The sequence below is a fragment of the Neomesorhizobium albiziae genome, from assembly GCF_900114255.1.
GTDB classification, from domain to species: Bacteria; Pseudomonadota; Alphaproteobacteria; order Rhizobiales; family Rhizobiaceae; genus Neomesorhizobium; species Neomesorhizobium albiziae.
This window is the reverse complement of the sequence record NZ_FOSL01000011.1, coordinates 118593-137009: the sequence shown is the minus strand read 5'-3', so window position 1 is coordinate 137009 and position 18417 is coordinate 118593. Positions and strand designations below refer to the sequence as shown.

The 18417-nt window shown below is 62.6% G+C and carries 17 protein-coding genes; 11 read left to right on the top strand and 6 right to left on the bottom strand.

Annotated features, from left to right (window positions below; all coding sequences use genetic code 11):
• Positions 1-172 precede the first annotated feature (172 nt).
• A complete protein-coding gene (uvrA, locus tag F3H98_RS18125) occupies positions 173-3097 on the bottom strand; it encodes an excinuclease ABC subunit UvrA (RefSeq protein WP_149761593.1) in 2925 nt (974 codons plus the stop codon).
• Between the two features lie 1082 nt (positions 3098-4179).
• On the opposite strand from uvrA, the gene ssb reads away from it, so the two are divergent.
• Positions 4180-4701: a single-stranded DNA-binding protein gene (ssb, locus tag F3H98_RS18120; RefSeq protein WP_149761591.1), complete on the top strand. Its 522-nt coding sequence runs from the start codon at positions 4180-4182 to the stop codon at positions 4699-4701.
• A gap of 171 nt (positions 4702-4872) precedes the next feature.
• A complete protein-coding gene (locus tag F3H98_RS18115) occupies positions 4873-5790 on the top strand; it encodes a 5'-methylthioadenosine/S-adenosylhomocysteine nucleosidase (RefSeq protein WP_244621773.1) in 918 nt (305 codons plus the stop codon).
• A 56-nt stretch (positions 5791-5846) separates the two neighbouring features.
• Here F3H98_RS18115 and F3H98_RS18110 read toward each other — a convergent pair whose 3' ends face one another.
• Positions 5847-6287, bottom strand: a complete 441-nt coding sequence (locus F3H98_RS18110; RefSeq protein WP_149761589.1) for a hypothetical protein — start codon at positions 6285-6287, stop codon at positions 5847-5849.
• Between the two features lie 24 nt (positions 6288-6311).
• A complete protein-coding gene (locus tag F3H98_RS18105) occupies positions 6312-6941 on the bottom strand; it encodes a MarC family protein (RefSeq protein ID WP_149761587.1) in 630 nt (209 codons plus the stop codon).
• A gap of 356 nt (positions 6942-7297) precedes the next feature.
• Between F3H98_RS18105 and gyrA the strand changes: the two genes are divergently transcribed.
• Positions 7298-10078 (top strand): DNA gyrase subunit A, encoded by a 2781-nt coding sequence (gene gyrA, locus F3H98_RS18100; RefSeq protein ID WP_149761585.1) that lies wholly within the window; start codon positions 7298-7300, stop codon positions 10076-10078.
• 125 nt (positions 10079-10203) lie between these two features.
• On the opposite strand, the gene F3H98_RS32310 is transcribed toward gyrA, so the two are convergent.
• Complete coding sequence (locus F3H98_RS32310) at positions 10204-10338, bottom strand: hypothetical protein (protein ID WP_280178006.1); 135 nt, start codon at positions 10336-10338, stop codon at positions 10204-10206.
• Positions 10339-10784: 446 nt separating this feature from the next.
• On the opposite strand from F3H98_RS32310, the gene coaD reads away from it, so the two are divergent.
• From coaD to tgt, 7 genes are all read left to right on the top strand, one after another.
• Positions 10785-11285 carry a pantetheine-phosphate adenylyltransferase gene (coaD, locus tag F3H98_RS18095; protein WP_149761584.1) on the top strand — a complete coding sequence of 167 codons (501 nt, stop codon included), beginning with the start codon at positions 10785-10787 and terminating at the stop codon, positions 11283-11285.
• A 24-nt stretch (positions 11286-11309) separates the two neighbouring features.
• Positions 11310-11894 carry a peptidylprolyl isomerase gene (locus F3H98_RS18090; protein ID WP_149761582.1) on the top strand — a complete coding sequence of 195 codons (585 nt, stop codon included), beginning with the start codon at positions 11310-11312 and terminating at the stop codon, positions 11892-11894.
• 158 nt (positions 11895-12052) lie between these two features.
• Complete coding sequence (locus F3H98_RS18085) at positions 12053-12571, top strand: peptidylprolyl isomerase (RefSeq protein WP_149761580.1); 519 nt, start codon at positions 12053-12055, stop codon at positions 12569-12571.
• A 14-nt stretch (positions 12572-12585) separates the two neighbouring features.
• Positions 12586-13035 carry a DMT family transporter gene (locus F3H98_RS18080; protein WP_149761578.1) on the top strand — a complete coding sequence of 150 codons (450 nt, stop codon included), beginning with the start codon at positions 12586-12588 and terminating at the stop codon, positions 13033-13035.
• Positions 13035-14111 (top strand): tRNA preQ1(34) S-adenosylmethionine ribosyltransferase-isomerase QueA, encoded by a 1077-nt coding sequence (gene queA, locus F3H98_RS18075; protein ID WP_149761576.1) that lies wholly within the window; start codon positions 13035-13037, stop codon positions 14109-14111. The genes F3H98_RS18080 and queA overlap by 1 nt, the downstream gene beginning before the upstream one ends.
• 2 nt (positions 14112-14113) lie before the next feature.
• Positions 14114-14383, top strand: a complete 270-nt coding sequence (locus F3H98_RS18070; RefSeq protein WP_149761574.1) for a hypothetical protein — start codon at positions 14114-14116, stop codon at positions 14381-14383.
• Entirely contained in the window at positions 14376-15506 is a 1131-nt protein-coding gene (gene tgt / locus F3H98_RS18065; protein WP_149761690.1) for a tRNA guanosine(34) transglycosylase Tgt, read from the top strand. Before F3H98_RS18070 ends, tgt begins: the two co-directional genes overlap by 8 nt.
• Here the strand turns inward: tgt and F3H98_RS18060 are convergent.
• Complete coding sequence (locus F3H98_RS18060) at positions 15466-16791, bottom strand: MFS transporter (protein ID WP_244621772.1); 1326 nt, start codon at positions 16789-16791, stop codon at positions 15466-15468. The two genes, tgt and F3H98_RS18060, sit on opposite strands and share 41 nt — an antisense overlap.
• A 193-nt stretch (positions 16792-16984) precedes the next feature.
• On the opposite strand from F3H98_RS18060, the gene F3H98_RS18055 reads away from it, so the two are divergent.
• Positions 16985-17695: a GntR family transcriptional regulator gene (locus F3H98_RS18055; protein ID WP_149761570.1), complete on the top strand. Its 711-nt coding sequence runs from the start codon at positions 16985-16987 to the stop codon at positions 17693-17695.
• A 95-nt stretch (positions 17696-17790) separates the two neighbouring features.
• On the opposite strand, the gene F3H98_RS18050 is transcribed toward F3H98_RS18055, so the two are convergent.
• Positions 17791-18408 (bottom strand): dihydrofolate reductase family protein, encoded by a 618-nt coding sequence (locus F3H98_RS18050; RefSeq protein ID WP_149761569.1) that lies wholly within the window; start codon positions 18406-18408, stop codon positions 17791-17793.
• Positions 18409-18417 lie beyond the last annotated feature (9 nt).

The window sequence follows — 18417 nt, the reverse complement described above, 5'->3', positions numbered from 1 at the left end:
GACCACATAGGACAGTCCGTAAGGAATGGTCGGGCAGTAAGCCGTGCATTGATATCAACTATCGCCGAAACAACAACAGCAGAATCTATCCGCAAGCCCAAGCGCAATTAGCACGAACGCGGGCTGAACACCAAGGCTACTCGCTCACGTTTATGCCCGCCTAGCCACCGCTCTACTCCGCAGCCTCGCGCTTCCTTCCGCCCGGCCTGCGCTCCAGCAACTCCTTGAGGAACTGCCCGGTGTAGCTGCGTTTTTCCCTGACGATGTCTTCCGGCGTGCCGGAAGCCACCAGTTCGCCGCCGCCGTCGCCGCCTTCCGGCCCGAGGTCGAGCACCCAGTCGGCGGTCTTGATGACTTCGAGGTTGTGCTCGATGACCACCACCGTGTTGCCCTGGTCGACCAGTTCGTGCAGCACTTCCAGAAGCTTCGCCACGTCGTGGAAATGCAGGCCGGTGGTCGGCTCGTCGAGGATGTACAGCGTCTTGCCCGTCGCCTTGCGCGACAGTTCCTTGGCAAGCTTGATGCGCTGGGCTTCGCCGCCGGACAGGGTCGTCGCCTGCTGGCCGATGTGGATGTAGCCGAGGCCGACCTGCTTCAGCGTTTCCAGCTTGTCGCGCACGCCGGGCACCGCGGCGAAGAAGTCGACGCCTTCCTCCACGGTCATGTCCAGCACGTCGGCGATCGACTTGCCTTTGAAGGTGACGTCCAGCGTTTCGCGGTTGTAGCGCTTGCCGTGGCAGACATCGCAGGTGACGTAGACGTCGGGCAGGAAGTGCATCTCGATCTTGATGACGCCGTCGCCCTGGCAGGCTTCGCAGCGGCCGCCCTTGACGTTGAACGAGAAGCGCCCCGGCTGATAGCCGCGCGCCTTGGCTTCCGGCAGCCCGGCAAACCAGTCGCGGATCGGCGTGAAGGCGCCGGTGTAGGTAGCCGGGTTGGAACGCGGCGTGCGGCCGATCGGGCTCTGGTCGATATCGATGACCTTGTCGAGGAACTCCAGCCCCTCGATGCGGTCGTGGTCGGCGGGGTGCTCGCGCGAGCCCATGATGCGCCGCGAGGCCGCCTTGAACAGCGTCTCGATCAGGAAGGTCGACTTGCCGCCGCCCGAAACGCCGGTGACCGCGGTGAAGGTGCCGAGCGGGATCTCGGCGGTCACGTTCTTCAGATTGTTGCCGCGCGCGCCGGCCACCTTGATGCGCCGGCCTTTCTTGCCCGGGCGGCGGGCCGCCGGCGTAGCGATTTCCAGTTCGCCCGACAGATATTTGCCGGTGATCGAAGCGGGGTTGGCCATGATGTCGCGCGGCGTTCCCTCGGCAATCACCTGGCCGCCATGGATGCCGGCGGCGGGGCCGATGTCGACGACATAGTCGGCATGCAGGATGGCGTCCTCGTCGTGCTCGACGACGATCACCGTGTTGCCGATGTCGCGCAGGTGCTTCAGCGTGTCGAGCAGCCGGGCATTGTCGCGCTGGTGCAGGCCGATGGAGGGTTCGTCCAGCACGTAAAGCACGCCGGTCAGCCCCGAGCCGATCTGCGAAGCCAGCCGGATGCGCTGGCTTTCGCCGCCCGAAAGCGAACCGGAATTGCGCGACAGCGTGAGATAATCGAGGCCGACGTCGTTGAGGAAGCGCAGCCGCTCGCGGATTTCCTTCAGCACCCGGACCGCGATCTCGTTCTGCTTGCTGTTGAGTGCGGCAGGCAGCTCCTCGGCCCATTGGTTTGCCTTGCGGATCGACAGTTCGGTGACTTCGCCGATATGCTTTCCGGCGATCTTCACCGCCAGCGCTTCCGGCTTCAGCCTGTAGCCGGCGCAGGCCGGGCAGGGGGTTGCCGACATGAAGCGCTCGATCTCCTCGCGCATCCAGGCGGATTCGGTCTCCTTCCAGCGCCGCTCGAGGTTCGGAATGACGCCCTCGAAGGTCTTGGTCGTCTTGTAGGAGCGCAGGCCGTCGTCATACTGGAAGGTGATCTCGCGCTCGCCGGTGCCGCGCAGCACCGCCTGCCTGGCTTCCTCGGTGAGGTCGCTGAATCGGTCGCCGAGCTTGAAGCCATAAACTTTGCCGAGGGCTTCCAGCGTCTGCGAATAATAGGGCGAGGTGGATTTCGCCCACGGGCTGACGGCGCCGTCGCGCAGCGACAGGTTCTCGTCCGGGACGATCAGGTTCGGGTCGATGGCGCGCTGGCTGCCCAGCCCATCGCAGGCGGGGCAGGCGCCGAACGGGTTGTTGAACGAGAACAGGCGCGGCTCGATCTCGGAAATGGTGAAGCCCGAAACCGGACAGGCGAATTTCTCTGAAAAAAGAATGCGTTCGTGGGTTTCGTTCTTGGACTTGTTGACCGATTCCTCGCCCGTCTGGCTGGCGTCGAGCGGCCTGTCGGCGAACTCCGCGACGGCCAGCCCCTCGGCAAGCTTCAGCGCCGTCTCGATGGAGTCGGCCAGCCGCGTCGCCAGGTCGGCGCGCACCACGATGCGGTCCACCACCACGTCGATGTCGTGCTTGTATTTCTTGTCCAGCGCCGGCACATCGGCGATCTCATAGAAGACCCCGTCGACCTTGACGCGCTGAAAACCTTTCTTCTGCAGCTCGGCGAGTTCCTTCTTGTACTCGCCCTTGCGGCCGCGCACGATCGGCGCCAGCAGGAAGAGCCTGGTGCCTTCCTCCACGGCCAGCACCCGGTCGACCATCTGGCTGACCGTCTGGCTCTCGATCGGCAGGCCGGTGGCCGGCGAATAGGGAACGCCGACGCGCGCAAACAGAAGCCGCATGTAGTCGTAGATTTCGGTGACGGTGCCGACCGTCGAGCGCGGGTTCTTCGAGGTGGTCTTCTGCTCGATCGAAATCGCGGGCGAAAGGCCGTCGATCTGGTCGACGTCCGGCTTCTGCATCATTTCAAGGAACTGCCGGGCATACGCCGAAAGACTTTCGACATAGCGCCGCTGGCCTTCGGCGTAGATGGTGTCGAAGGCGAGCGAGGATTTTCCCGACCCCGACAGGCCGGTCATCACGACCAGGCTGTCGCGCGGCAGGTCGAGATCGACGTTTTTCAGATTGTGTTCGCGCGCGCCGCGAATGGAAATGTACTTATGGTCGGCCATGCCGCTCCGCCGCCTCAACTTTAAAAATCTTTCGGATTGGCGGGTCAGCCCGGCCATCACTTATGTAGGTAATTTTGCTGCGCCGTCGAGAGACGCCGCAATTCTTGCCGCATGAGCTTTTAACCGCCTTTGGCGGGAGGGGGCAAGCAAAAAGAACAAAGACCGAACACGCTCCTGACAAACCGGTGTGGAAAACCAGCCATCACGTTTTCTGTTACATGGATCACTTTTTGCCGTCTGAGCCGGCAAAATGGTTGACGCAGCGGTATGGGGGATGCAGAGTTTGGCTGTCTTCGGACCCGAAATCGCGAAACGTTGATGTGGTTTGCGAGACGCCGCGAACGCGCGGTTTTGGAGATTTCGAGAGGCAATCGGAGCAACAGATCAGGAGCGAGGCATGACCCCACCGGACTGTTCAGAAAGGCTCCGCACGGAAGCGGAGCCGCAGCAGGCGTAGTGCTTGCCGAGGCAGCAAACCGAACCTGCTGATTCACCCACAATCAGAGACCACTTGTCGGGTCATGCGGCTGCGCGCCGATGAGCACCCGAAGAACAAAGCCGGTAAAACCCTCCCGGCATCAAGGGCATTGCCCGAAACAGGCCCCGACCGCTTGAAAGCATAGCGGCGGGGCCATTTGTTTGGGGCCGGGCCAATGATCGATCGTTTCACGCCTGCGGTTGGTTCGCATATTGACGGTTGACCTCACTCCGGGTTCGCTTTGCGGACCATCTCTACTTGCATAATTCCTTAGATCAGAATCGATTTAAGGACAAAATTATGCAGAAAATCAAAGTGCTACAGCGACCTTTGCGCGTCTGAAACGACGCGCGGCGCTGTAGACCGATCGATGGGGGAAAGGAATGGCGACCGCAACGCCGCCCCCTTTTCCACAAGGGGCGGCGAACGGCTGGCCGCTACGTCTTGCGTTCCTCGATGGTTTGCTCTAGAACAAAAAGCGAACAAATATTACTGTGGACAGTGCGCCGTTTTACGCCGGCGGCGGCGCATGCCGAAGGCTGATCGGATAGGATGCGCCGGCTGAATTTATCGGTCTGTTTCGGACGAGCGTGGAGAAAATGTCATGGCGGGTAGCGTCAACAAGGTCATTCTGGTGGGCAATCTGGGCGCGGACCCGGAAATCCGTCGGCTGAATTCCGGGGAACCGGTGGTCAATCTGCGCATCGCGACCTCGGAGACCTGGCGCGACAAGAATTCCGGCGACCGCAAGGAAAAGACCGAGTGGCACCAGGTGGTCATCTTCAACGACAACCTCGCCAAGGTTGCCGAGCAGTACCTGAAGAAGGGCATGAAGGTTTACATCGAAGGCCAGCTGCAGACCCGCAAATGGGAAAAGGACGGCGTCGAGCGCTATTCGACCGAAATCGTGCTGCAAAAGTTCCGCGGCGAATTGCAGATGCTGGATTCGCGCGGCCAGGGCGACGGCGGCGGACAGGTAAGCTACGGCGGTGGCGGCGGGCGCAGTTCCGATTTCGGCCAGTCCGGTCCGAATGACGGCTATGGCGGCGGCAATCGAGGCGGCGGCGGCGGAAACCGCGGCGGCGGGGGCGGCTCGCGCGAACTCGACGACGAGATCCCGTTCTGATTTCCAGAGCATCGGACCGAAAAGTGCGCAGCGGTTTTCGGAAAAATCCGATGCGCCAACAAACAAAGAGCGGCGTAACGGTTCCACCTGAGTGTACGCTCTAGGGAACTGCATGTTCGTTGCCCGGCCTGCTTTCACGAATAGCAGGTTTCAGCGGAAGGATCGTTCGGCATGGGTTTGATGACGCGCCTTGCAGCGCTCTGCGTGTTCCTTGTGGCGATGGCGGCTGCCGCCGTCGCAGCAGAGCGCCTCGACGAAAAGCCACGGATTGCCGTCGTTTCGGCGTTTCCACCCGAATGGGTCGCCTTGCAGGCGGATCTTTCGGAAAGGGCCGAACACACGATCAACGGCCGCAAGTTCATCACCGGCAGGCTTGGCGGCAAGGATGTCGTGCTGTTTCTCAGCGGCGTCAGCATGGTCAACGCCGCGATGACCATGCAATCGGCGCTTGACCAGTTCGTCATCAAATCGGTGATCTTTTCGGGCATCGCCGGCGGCGTCGATCCCGCACTCAACATCGGCGACGTGGTCGTCGCCGACCAGTGGGGCCAATATCTGGAAGCGGTGTTCGCCCGCAAGACCGGCGAGGGGTACGAGCTCCCGCCTTTCCTGCCCAAGGACCAGTTCGAGGGATACGGCATGATCGTGCCGCGCTCTGTCGGCGTCGCCAGAAAGGGCAGCGAGGCGGAGGTCACGAAGTTCTGGTTCGAGAGCGACCCGGCCATGCTCGAGGCGGCACGCAAGGTCGCCGCAAAGCTCGACCTCGAGGATTGCGCCCCGCAGAACAAGTGCCTGTCGCAACCGCCGAAAATCATCGTTGGCGGCAATGGCGTTTCCGGCCAGGCTTTCGTCGACAACGCCGAGTTCCGCGAATATGTGCTGAAGACCTTTGGCGCCAAGGTGCTCGACATGGAGAGCGCCGCCGTCGCCCACGTCACCTTCGCCAACGATGTGCCATTCCTGGCGGTGCGCAGCCTTTCCGATCTTGCCGGTGGCGGTGAGGGCGCCAACGAGATGGCGACATTCATGGCGCTGGCGTCGTTGAACTCGGCCAATGTCGTCAAGGCGCTGCTGGCCGAACTTCCCTGATTGGCTTCACCGCGGCAGCCGGGCCGTGTTTGCGCGCTGCTGGTGGCGGCGCATGGCTATAGCGCGTCGCGACTTTTTAGGTTCGCTTGCCGCGCTTCAAGCTGCAATTGCGCCATCGCCCGCTCGTAGATGGAAGATTGTTCGGCAAGCCATGCGGTTGCGCGCGGCCAGTTGGAGCGCTCCGCCATATCGGCGCGCAGGGAAAATCCGAGCAGGAAGTTTTCCGCCAGCCGCAGATTTTCACGGCCAAGCGAGGCCACCAGAAATTCACGGTGCGGGAACAGAAACTGCCTGATCAGGCCACTTCTGGTTCCGCGGGCGCCGCGCACGAAAATGCCGACGCCGCCGGTGGCGACGTAGTGCACGACGACTATTGCATCGACAGCCAGCCAGCGCGAGGATTCGTTGCCGCGCACGGTGCGGGCGTTGAGCGCCGGCTGATCTTCGGCGAAGAACTCCCAGAATGCTCGGCGATGCCGGGTGATATCGGAGACCATTTTCGCAGAGTGCCTGCCGGATCTTTACGCCGCCATCAGCGCCTTGATGCCGTCGGCCACGAACTGAACGGCCAGCGCGGCGAGGATGACGCCAAGCAGTCGCGTCAGGATTGAGCGCCCGGTCTGTCCGAGAATGCGGTCGACGCGTTCGGCGAGCAGGAACACCAAATAGGTAAGGGCGAGGCAGACGAAGATGATGGCGACGAGCGCTGCCTGACCGGCAATGCCCGGGAGCCCGCCCGACAGGAGCACGGTCGCGGAAATGGCGCCCGGCCCGGCGATCAGCGGAATGGCGAGCGGAAACGCGGCGACGTTGTGGATGTGGTCGCGGGTGATGGCGACGTCCGAGATCTTTTCCTTGCGGTCCTGGCGCTTCTCGAAAACCATCTCGAAGGCGATGAAGAACAGCAGGAAGCCGCCGGCGACCCGGAATGCCGGCAGCGTGATGCCGAAGACCGAGAGGATTGCCGCGCCTGCCACCGCAAACAGCGCCAGCACCGCGAAGCCGATGATCGAAGCGCGGATCGAGACCTGCCGCCGCTCGTCGCGGTTCATGCCGCGCGTCACCGCCAGGAAAAGCGGCGCCAGCCCCGGCGGGTCGATCGTCACCAGAATGGTGACGAAGGCATTGAAAAGGCTGTCATAGCTCGGCATGAAGCGGGTCCCCTCACACTCACGCTAACCCGTTCACGGCGATGATGCCAGACCGGGATGGCGCCGCCGGGTTCGGCAATCGCCGTCAGCCCTGCAGCGCGTCGCGTCGAATGGGATTCGGCGGCCACCCTGTGGCTTCTTGTTTGTGCATGTCGTTTCTCCCGAAACCGAGGACACTTTCGGGCGACATGCATTGGTTTCGCCTTGCTGACATGCTGTCGCAGGCAGTTACAAACGGTGATATCCATTTGAAATATCGTCTCAATTCAGAGCGGGAAAAAACCCGGCCGCATTGGAGAATTCCGGGGCTTTCCTATATATAGCATGTGTGATTCCCATTGTGATTGTGATCCAATTTGACTGACCAGAAGACACCGCGCGGCGGCGACGGCGGCCCCAACGGCATCGAGCCGATTTCCATCATCGAGGAGATGCAGCGCTCCTATCTCGATTACGCCATGAGCGTGATCGTCAGCCGGGCGCTGCCGGACGTGCGCGACGGGCTGAAGCCGGTGCACCGGCGCATTATCTATGCGGCCCATGAGAGCGGCTACCACTGGAACCGCAAATACGTGAAGTCGGCACGACCGGTCGCCGATGTGATGGGTAAATACCATCCGCACGGCGACGCCTCCATCTACGACGCCCTGGTGCGCATGGCGCAGGACTGGTCGATGCGGGTGCCGCTGATCGACGGGCAGGGCAATTTCGGCTCCATCGACGGCGATCCGCCGGCGGCGATGCGCTACACCGAGTCGCGCCTGACCAAGGTGGCGCACGAGCTGATCGAGGACATCGACAAGGAAACCGTCGATTTCCAGGACAACTACGATGCGTCGGCCGAAGAGCCGCGCGTCCTGCCGGCACGGTTTCCGAACTTGCTGGTCAATGGTTCGGGCGGCATCGCCGTCGGCATGGCCACCAACATCCCGCCGCACAATCTCGCCGAAGTGGTCAACGGCACCATCGCGCTAATCGACAACCCGGCGATGGAACTTCCGGAGCTGATGGAGATCATCCCCGGCCCGGATTTCCCGACCGGCGGGATCATCCTTGGCCGCTCCGGCATCTACAATGCCTATTCGACCGGCCGCGGCTCCATCCTGATGCGCGGCCGCGTCAACATCGAGCAGCGGTCGGGCGACCGCGAGTCGATCGTCATCACCGAGGTTCCCTTCCAGGTGAACAAGGCGTCGATGATCGAGAAAATGGCCGACCTGGTGCGCGAGAAGCGCATCGAGGGCATTTCCGATATCCGCGACGAAAGCGACCGCCAGGGCTACCGCGTGGTCATCGAGCTGAAGCGCGATGCGGTCGCCGATGTCGTCCTGAACCAGCTCTACCGCTACACGCCGCTGCAGACCTCGTTCGGCGCCAACGTGGTGGCGCTGAACGGCGGCAAGCCGGAAATCCTGACGCTGATCGACATGCTGAAGGCGTTCATCGCCTTCCGCGAGGACGTCATCAGCCGCCGCACCAAATATCTCCTGAAAAAGGCGCGCGAGCGCGCCCACGTGCTTGTCGGCCTGGCGATCGCGGTCGCCAACATCGACGAGGTGATCAAGCTGATCCGCCAGGCGCCCGATCCGCAGACGGCGCGCGAGCAGCTGATGACGCGCCGCTGGCCGGCGGCGGATGTGGAAGCTCTGATCCTGCTGATCGACGATCCGCGCCACCGCATCAACGAGGACGGCACCTACAACCTCTCCGAGGAGCAGGCGCGCGCCATCCTCGAACTGAGGCTGCAGCGGCTGACGGCGCTCGGTCGTGACGAGATCTCGGACGAACTGAACTCCATCGGCGCCGAAATCACCGATTTCCTCGACATATTGTCGTCGCGCGCCCGCATCCAGCAGATCGTCAAGGACGAGCTTGCGGCGGTTCGTGACGAGTTCGGCACGCCCCGGCGTACCGAGATCGCCGAAGGCGGCGCCGACATGGACGACGAGGACCTGATCCAGCGCGAGGACATGGTCGTCACCGTCAGCCACTCCGGCTACATCAAGCGGGTGCCGCTGTCGCAGTACCGGGCCCAGCGGCGCGGTGGCAAGGGCCGCTCGGGCATGTCGACCAAGGACGAGGATTTCGTCACCCGGCTGTTCGTGGCGAACACCCATACGCCTGTGCTGTTCTTCTCCTCGCGCGGCATCGTCTACAAGGAAAAGGTCTGGCGGCTGCCGATCGGCAATCCGCAGTCGCGCGGCAAGGCGCTGATCAACCTGCTGCAGCTGCAGCAGGGCGAGCGCATCACCACGATCATGCCGCTGCCCGAGGATGAGGCGAGCTGGGGCGAGCTCGACGTGATGTTCGCCACGACGCGCGGTACCGTTCGCCGCAACAAGCTCAGCGATTTCGTGCAGGTCAACCGCAACGGCAAAATCGCCATGAAGCTGGAGGAAGAAGGTGACGAGATTCTCGGCGTCGAGACCTGCACCGACAATGACGACGTGCTTCTGACCGCCAATTCCGGCCAGTGCATCCGCTTCCGTGTCAGCGACGTCCGCGTCTTCCAGAGCCGCAACTCGGTCGGCGTGCGCGGCATTTCGATGGGCGAGAGCGACCGCGTCATTTCGATGGCGATCGTGGAGCATGTCGAGGCACCGCCCGCCGAACGCGCCGCCTATCTCAAGCGTTCGGTGGCCGAACGCCGCCTGACGACGGGTGAGGACGAGGAAATCGCGCTTACCAACGAAGAGGTCGGCGAAGAGGCGGACCTTTCCGACGAGCGTTACGAGTTCCTCAAGCAGCACGAGCAGTTCGTGCTGACGGTCACCGAATACGGCTACGGCAAGCGCTCTTCGTCATACGACTTCCGCCTGACCGGGCGCGGCGGCAAGGGCATCCGGGCGACCGATGTTTCCAAGACCGCCGAGATCGGCCAACTGGTGGCTGCCTTCCCGATCGGCAATGACGACCAGATCATGATGGTGTCGGATGGAGGCACCGTGATCCGCGTGCCGGTCAATGGCATCCGCATTGCCAGCCGCGCCACCAAGGGCGTCACCATCTTCAACACGTCCGGCGAAGAAAAGGTGGTTTCCGTCGAGCGCATCTCCGAGCCGCAAGGCGAGGAGGAGGCGAACGGCGAAGATGAAGGCGGCGGGGAAATCCCGGCTGAACCGGGCGGCGACAACTAGCACGCCGAAGCAATGCACAAGAAAAAGCCGGGTCAATCCCGGCTTTTTTGTTAAAGCGCGTTACGATCTTTCAAAATCGCTTCCCGCATACGACAAAACCGCTGCAGCGTTTTCGCGCGACAGTTTTAGCTGCGACCAAACGGCGTGAAGCGGTCGTCGCGATCTTCCATGCGCACGCGTTGCGCTTCGTGGTGGATGCCGAATGCAGTGGCGATCAGCATGGCAATCGTCATGGCGGCGGCAAGCATGAAAATCATCATTGTTTTAATCTCCTGCGCCTAACAACGTTTACATGGGGCTTTGGTTTCATCTTCTGAAGAGCCACCTTCGGTTACAGCCGTTGAACCTTTCGTGATCATGCTGTTCATCTGGCGTTCATTTCGTGAAAACCGCATTCAACTTGCTTCAGCCAAACCGCTCGATAGCGGTAGCCGTGCAGCGATGCCTGCTTCGAAGGAATGAGCGTCCGAATCTTTTTGGTCAGGGCGCCTGGGATGGTTGATATTCAGGTGATGCCGGCCTGCAAATGACGGCTTTCTCCGCTTGCCGCGGCTCACGTACCCGAATGTAGGCTGCGCTGAGGTTCTCGAAACCCATCGTTCTCGGCTCGACCCTAAAGTGCCGGGATCCTTCAGATTCGCTTCCCGCGCTTTATGTCCCTGAAAGTCGTTCCGATTTCCGGACCGATGCTGTAGAACCGCCAACCATGACAGAGCGCATCGCCCTTTATGCAGGGTCCTTCGACCCGTTGACCAACGGCCATCTCGACGTCTTGAAGGCGTCGCTGGCGGTCGCCGACCTGGTTTACGCGGCCATCGGCATCCAGGCGTCGAAGACGCCGCTGTTCACGTTCGAGGAGCGCGCCGCGCTCGTAGAGGTTGCCGCCGCCGAGCAGTTTGGCAAGGAGGGCAAGCGCATCAAGGTGGTTTCGTTCCAGGGCCTGGTCATCGATGCGGCGCGCAAGCACGGCGCTTCGATCATGATCCGCGGCCTGCGCGACGGCACCGATCTCGACTACGAGATGCAGATGGCCGGCATGAACGAGACCATGGCGCCGGAATTGCAGACGGTTTTCCTGCCGGCGAGCCCCTCGGTCCGCACCATTACCGCCACACTTGTCCGCCAGATAGCCTCGATGGGCGGCGACATCCGCCCCTTCGTGCCCGAAGCTGTGGCCAAAGCCCTGAAGAAAAAATTCGCCAAATAAACTGGTTCGAGGAGACAAACCCCCATGCAGCTGAAAAAGCTCGCCTCAACATTCATTGTCCTTGCCGGCCTGGTCGCCGGGGGCAATGCGGCGTTCGCGGCCGACCCCGAGAACACCATGATCATCACGCTGAAGGATGGCGACGTGACGATTGCCCTGCGGCCCGACCTGGCGCCCAAGCATGTCGCGCAGATCAAGGCGCTGGTGCGCGAAGGCGCCTACGACAATGTGGCCTTCCACCGGGTCATCGACGGCTTCATGGCGCAGACCGGCGACGTGCAGTTCGGCGACATGAACGAAGGCTACGACGCCGACCGCGCCGGCACCGGCGGTTCCGACAAGCCGGACCTGCCGGCCGAGTTCACGCCTGAGCATTATGTGCGGGGCACCGTCGGCATGGCGCGCGCCCAGAGCCCCGACTCGGCGAATTCGCAGTTCTTCATCATGTTCGCGCCGGCGCCGCCGCTGGAAAACCAGTACACGGTCGTCGGCAATGTCGAGAGTGGCATGGAACTCGTCGACAAGATCAAAAAGGGCGATCCGGCGCAGAATGGGGTTGTCAGCGACCCCGACCGCATGATCAAGGTCCGCATCGCCGCGGACAAGTAACAGGTCCCGCATCGCTGCGGGCAACTGGTAGTTCTGCATCCCCGCCGACGGTAACAGACCGAGCATCGCTTACGGCGGTCAAACTGGCGCGAACATCGCCAACAACAAAACGCGCCGCATAGCCGCGGACGCATCTGTAGACAGAAAGGAACTGGCTCATGGCCGAAATCAAGGATCCGGAAAACACGCTCCTCATGGAAACCACCAAAGGGAAAGTCGTTATCCAACTGCTTCCGGACCTGGCTCCAGGCCATGTCGGCCGGATCAAGGAACTGACCCGCGAGGGCGCCTATGACGGCGTCGTCTTCCACCGCGTCATCGACGGCTTCATGGCCCAGACCGGCGACGTCAAGTTCGGCAAGTCCGACGGTCCTTCGTTCAACCCGTCGCGCGCGGGCATGGGCGGCTCCGACAAGCCGGACCTCAAGGCCGAGTTCTCCAACATGAACCACGCCCGCGGCACGTGCTCGATGGCGCGCGCGCAGAACCCGAATTCGGCGAATTCGCAGTTCTTCATCTGCTTCGAGGACGCCGGCTTCCTCAACCGCCAGTACACGGTATGGGGCCAGGTCATCGAAGGCATGGACAATGTCGACAAGATCAAGCGCGGCGAGCCGGTGCAGGATCCCGACAAGATCGTCTCGATGAAGGTCGCAGCCGACGTCAAGGCTGCCTGAACGGGGCAACGCAGATGATGGGCGTTCTCTGGTCGCTGCTCGGCGTTCTGGCGGGCGCCTTCATTGCCGTGCAGGCGCCCATCAACGCGCAACTGGCGCGTGGGCTCGGCCTGCCGGTGGCTGCGGCGGCATTTTCGTTTCTCTCCGGCGCCGTCGTGCTCGGCATCGTCTCACTGGTGATGACGCGGGCGCAGGAGGTGTCGATCGACTGGCGGGCGCCGGCGCTGTGGCTGTTCGCCGCCGGCGGCTTCCTGGGTGCGGGCTACGTCACCAGCGCGGTCATCCTGACGCCGCGCCTGGGTGCTGCGTCGCTGATGGCCTTCCTGGTCACCGGCCAACTCATCGCCGGCATGCTGATCGACCGCGTCGGCTTTCTGGGCGTGGCCGTTCGTGAAATCTCCATGGGCAGGATCGTCGGCGCTCTTCTGCTGCTCGCCGGGGCGCTGATGATCCGTATCTACTGATGCGCGTCGACCTTTTCGATTTCGAACTTCCCGAAGATCGCATCGCGCTCCGCCCGGCCGAGCCGCGCGACGCCGCAAGGCTGCTTGTCGTAAAGCCCCGCCAACCACTCGCCGACCGTACCGTCGGCGACCTGCCGGGCCTGTTGGAGCCCGGCGACGTGCTGGTCTTCAACGACACAAGGGTCATTCCGGCGCAACTGACCGGCATCAGGCAGCGCGGCGAGGCGATGGCCAATGTCGACGCCACCTTGCACATGCGGGTCGCGCCCGACCGCTGGCTTGCTTTCATGCGGCCGGCCAAGCGCCTGGCCGAAGGCGACCGCATCCGTTTCGGCCATGACGGCAATGCCTGCTTCCTCGGCAATCTCGACGCAACCGTGCTGGAAAAACGTGACGCCGGCGAGGTGCTGCTCGGCTTCGACCTGTCCGGCGCCTTCCTCGACGAGGCGCTGCACGCGGTCGGCCATATCCCGCTGCCGCCCTACATCGCCTCGAAGCGCCCCGACGATGCGCGCGACCTCACCGACTACCAGACCGTCTATGCAAAGGACGAGGGCGCGGTCGCAGCACCCACTGCCGGCCTGCATTTCACGGAAGACCTGTTTTCGGCGCTCGACGCCCGGGGCATCGAGCGCCGCTTCGTGACGCTGCATGTCGGCGCCGGAACTTTTTTGCCGGTCAAGGCCGATGACACGGCCGACCACAAGATGCATGCCGAGATCGGCCATATTTCGCGGGAAACCGCCGATGCGCTGAATGCCGCGCGAGCACAGGGCCGCCGCATCGTCGCGGTCGGCACCACATCGCTCAGGCTGATCGAAAGCGCGGCGCAGGGCGACGGCGCGATCGAGCCGTGGTCGGGCCCCACTTCGATCTTCATCACGCCCGGCTACCGCTTCAAGGCGGTCGACGTGCTGATGACCAATTTCCACCTGCCGCGTTCGACGCTGTTCATGCTGGTCTCGGCCTTCGCCGGGCTGGAGACCATGCGCGACGCCTATCGTCACGCCATCGAAAACCGCTACAGATTCTACTCCTATGGAGATGCGAGCCTGCTGTTTCGAGCGGAGGAATGACGATGGACGACGACCTGCTGACGATGGACCGCGCGGCGCTGATCGCGGAGGCGCAGCGACTGAGGGCCGGCATCCGCAAGCACCGCGATTCCACCGGGCACGACCTGTGCTGGCATCACCCCGACCTGTGGGCGTTGCTGCCGGAGCGGACGGAGCCCGCCGTTGCGGTGCCGCCGTGGCCGAAATTCATGCGCGGCTGCATCCACTACCGGCAGTCGCTCGAACGCCAAGCGGCCGGCGCGCCGATCCACGACAAGGAATATGATGGCTGACACCTTCACCTTCAAACTGCTTGCCACCGACGGCAAGGCGCGGCGCGGCGAGATTTCCATGCCGCGCGGCACCGTGCGCACCCCGGCCTTCATGCCGGTCGGCACCGGCGGCACCGTCAAGGCCATGTATATGGACCAGGTGCGCGATGTCGGCGCCGACATCATCCTGGGCAACACCTATCACCTGATGCTGCGCCCGGGCGCTGAGCGTGTCGCACGCCTTGGCGGCCTGCACGATTTCGCCCGCTGGCCGCATCCGATTCTCACCGACAGCGGCGGTTTCCAGGTCATGTCGCTGGCGCAGCTTCGCAAACTCAACGAAAACGGTGTCACCTTCCGTTCGCATATCGACGGCGCACCTTACGAAATGTCGCCGGAACGCTCGATCGAAATCCAGGGCCTGCTCGATTCCGATATCCAGATGCAGCTCGACGAGTGCGTTGCCCTGCCGGCCAAGGAAAAAGACATCGAGCGCGCCATGGAGATGTCGCTTCGCTGGGCCGAGCGCTGCAAGACGGCTTTCGGCGAGCAGCCGGGCAAGGCGATGTTCGGCATCGTGCAGGGCGGCGACAATGCAAAACTCAGGGTGCGCTCGGCCACGGCACTTTCGGCGATGGGCCTCAAGGGCTACGCCGTCGGCGGTCTGGCCGTCGGCGAGCCGCAGCCGGTGATGCTCGACATGCTCGACATCACCTGTCCGGAACTGCCAGCGGAAAAGCCGCGCTACCTGATGGGTGTCGGCACGCCGGACGACATCCTGAAATCGGTGGCGCGCGGCATCGACATGTTCGACTGCGTGATGCCGACTCGGGCAGGGCGCCACGGCCTCGCCTACACCCGACGCGGCAAAGTCAACCTGCGCAACGCCCGCCATACCGATGATCCGCGTCCGCTCGACGAGGAAAGCGATTGCCCGGCGGCGCGAGACTATTCCCGCGCCTACCTGCATCACCTGGTGAAATCGCAGGAAGCATTGGGGGCCATGCTGCTGACGTGGAACAACCTTTCCTACTACCAGCGGCTCATGCAGGATATCCGCGACGCCATCGAGGCGGGGCAGTTCACCGAGCGCGCCGCGGCAATTACCGAAGGCTGGGCGAGGGGCGATCTGGCGCCGGTTTGACGGTGATGGACGTCGCTTCATCATCCAGCTTCGCCGAAGGCAGCGCGAGGACGATCAACGCAGGGACGACCATCAACGCGGCATAGATGGCGACCGAGACCGGCGTGCCCGTGCGTTCCACAAGCAGCGCACCGACGAGCGGTGCAATCGAGCCGCCAAGCACGGAAGCAAGCTGGTAGGAGGCCGACAGCGCCGTGTAGCGAACACGGGTTGGGAACATCTCGGTGACGTAAGAGGCAAGACCGCCGAGCAGAATTCCGTGAGCGCACAACGCGAAGATGGCGCGCCACCGGATCGCGTTCGGGGCGGCACCTTCAGGCAGTGTGAAGAGTACAAAGGCTGCGATCGTCGCCACCACGAAACCCGTGATCATGACCGGTTGCCGGCCGATGCGATCGCTCAGCCACCCGGAACCAAGAATGACGGGAAGCGATATCAGCGAGGCAAGCCACACAACGTCGATTGCCTGTGCTTGTGTCAATCCGAGCTTTGTAGTCGCCAGCAGCAAGACAAAGGTCGAGAACAGGTAGAGCAGCGTGTTCTCCGCAGCCTTGACGAAGAACACCTTGGTCATGGATGCCTTCTGGGTTTCCAGCGCTTCCTTCAGGGGCGCATGCGGAGCGGAATTTTCGGCCTTGGCCGCCAGAAAGGCCGGCGATTCATCGACCTGACGGCGCGCCCAGAAACCGAGCATGATCAGGACAACGGAGAGCAGGAAGGGAATGCGCCAGCCCCAGGCCAGAAATGCCTCTTCGCCAAGCTGCCATTGCACCAGCGCGAGCACTCCGAGCGCCAGAACGTTTGCCGCTGGTCCGCTGGCCATCGGGAAACTTGTCCAAAAGCCGCGATTCGCCGCAGGCATCGATTCTGCCACGATGGTCAACGCACCGGTCGCCTCGCCGCCGACGGCAATGCCCTGGATCACGCGGATGACCAAAAGAATGAGAGGCGCGGCAATGCCGATCGTCTCGTAGCTCGGCAGAAGCCCGATCATCACGGTCGCGGCGCCCATCATCAGAAGGCTGACGATCAACGTATTCTTGCGGCCGATGCGGTCGCCGATGATGCCGAAAACGATACCGCCGAACGGGCGCGCCAAAAAGCCGACAGCAAAGGTCCCAAGGCCCAGCAGTGTCGCGGCGAAGGGGTCGCTTGCAGGAAAGAAGACCTTGTTGAAAACAAGGACCGTGCTCGCCGCGAAGATGAAAAAGTCATACCACTCCAGCGTCGAGCCAAGCGTGGCGGCGAGCATCACCTTGATGCGCGATGCGACTGCAGAATTCACATTATCCTCCCTCATTGAATCGGCTTCAGGCGTCGAACAGCCAAATGTTTGGCAATCTGGGTGCTGCCTTGCACCCAACTGATGCGGCCCTCTCTTTGGCTGCATTGTTGGTGTACGAGTTTGCATGCAAACTCGTACACGGTCAAGTGTGCCGGGGCTTCTAATCACCGGTGACTTGGGGTAGGAATGACCAATGGATCAAGTCATGAAGAACACCGGTGTTTTGCCCGACGTCGATTTGCGTTTGTCGGCACTCCAGAAGAACGAGCGTCGCAATCAAGGCGCGGCCCTGGAGGTTTATGAGCGCCTGCGGCGCGCGATTGTCGAAGGCGAGCTACGCCCCAATGAACCGCTTATCGAGGCCGACCTCGCGAAGATGCTGAACGTGTCCCGCACGCCTATTCGCGAGAGCCTTCAGCGACTGGCTGCCGATCAACTCGTAACGCCGCGCAAACGAGGGTGGGCGGTTCGCGAATATTCTGTGGAGGAGATACGCGAGCGTTCGGAGGTCCGCGCTGCCCTTGAGGGCTATGCCGCGCGGCTGGCTGCAACCCGTGCTACCGACGACGAGATCGCGGCGATTGCCTCGATCCAGGACGAACGCGATGGCATGACCGAGCTGACGCCTGCCTATCGCGTTGAATCAAACCGGCGTTTTCATGACGCGATCATTGCGGCGGCACGCAATACACGCTTGGCGGATGACATTTTTCGCGTGGGGCAGTTCTATTTCAATAGGCACATTGCTGGTTTAACCACCGCGGAGGAGCAGAAACTGAACCAGCATGATCATCGGGAGATCATTGCCGCGCTGGTAGCGCGCGATGCACGCGGCGCCGAGGATGCCATGCGTACCCATATCCTTAATGCCTTTACCGTGTTCCAGCGTATCGTCGGCTTCTAGGGTCAGCCGCGGGGGGCTGCTCGATTATCTGGTCGAGGCGTCTGCATGACGAGCGTAGCAGTCCGCGTATTCGACGCGAACTGCGGTAGTCGGCTTCAGGTAAGAAGATCGGTAAAGCTGCTGGGCTGGGCCCTTTCCGCGAGTCCTGCAGGCGCGTAATGCAGGCCCACAACGCCGTTCTCGTAAGAACTGGACCCGAGAAGTCGCATGTCCCGCTTGTCGGGCAGGTCCGCGAACCAGGATATCCCTGGCGACACCGTGGGGTAGACGAAGAAATGGAACGCGTCGACCACGCCGAGGCCGATGACGGATCGCGCGAAACTCGCGCCGCCGGACAGGTGGATGTCCGCGCCCGGTTCGGCCTTCAGTTGCGTGAGATATTCCGTCAGCTCGTCGTCGCTCGTGACGGTCACCCGCTCGGTGTTGCTCCACGCGGTCAGTTCGTGGTGCCCGGATCTGGAGAAAACCAGCTTTTTGAGGTCGCGCATCCGCCGCGCCATCTTTCGGTTGGTTTCGGTGCCTTCCGACAGTGCGCCCGGCCAGTATGCCGCCATTTCTTCATAAGTCGTGCGGCCGACCAGTACGGTGTCGTATCTCGCGTAGAGGCGGTCGATTGCCTGATACTGGTCGTCGCTGACGCTGGAGAGCCAGGCCATCGGATCGTCGAGACGGCCGTTCAGCGTCGTCATCATCTGGAAAACGATCTTGCGCACTGCGTCGCT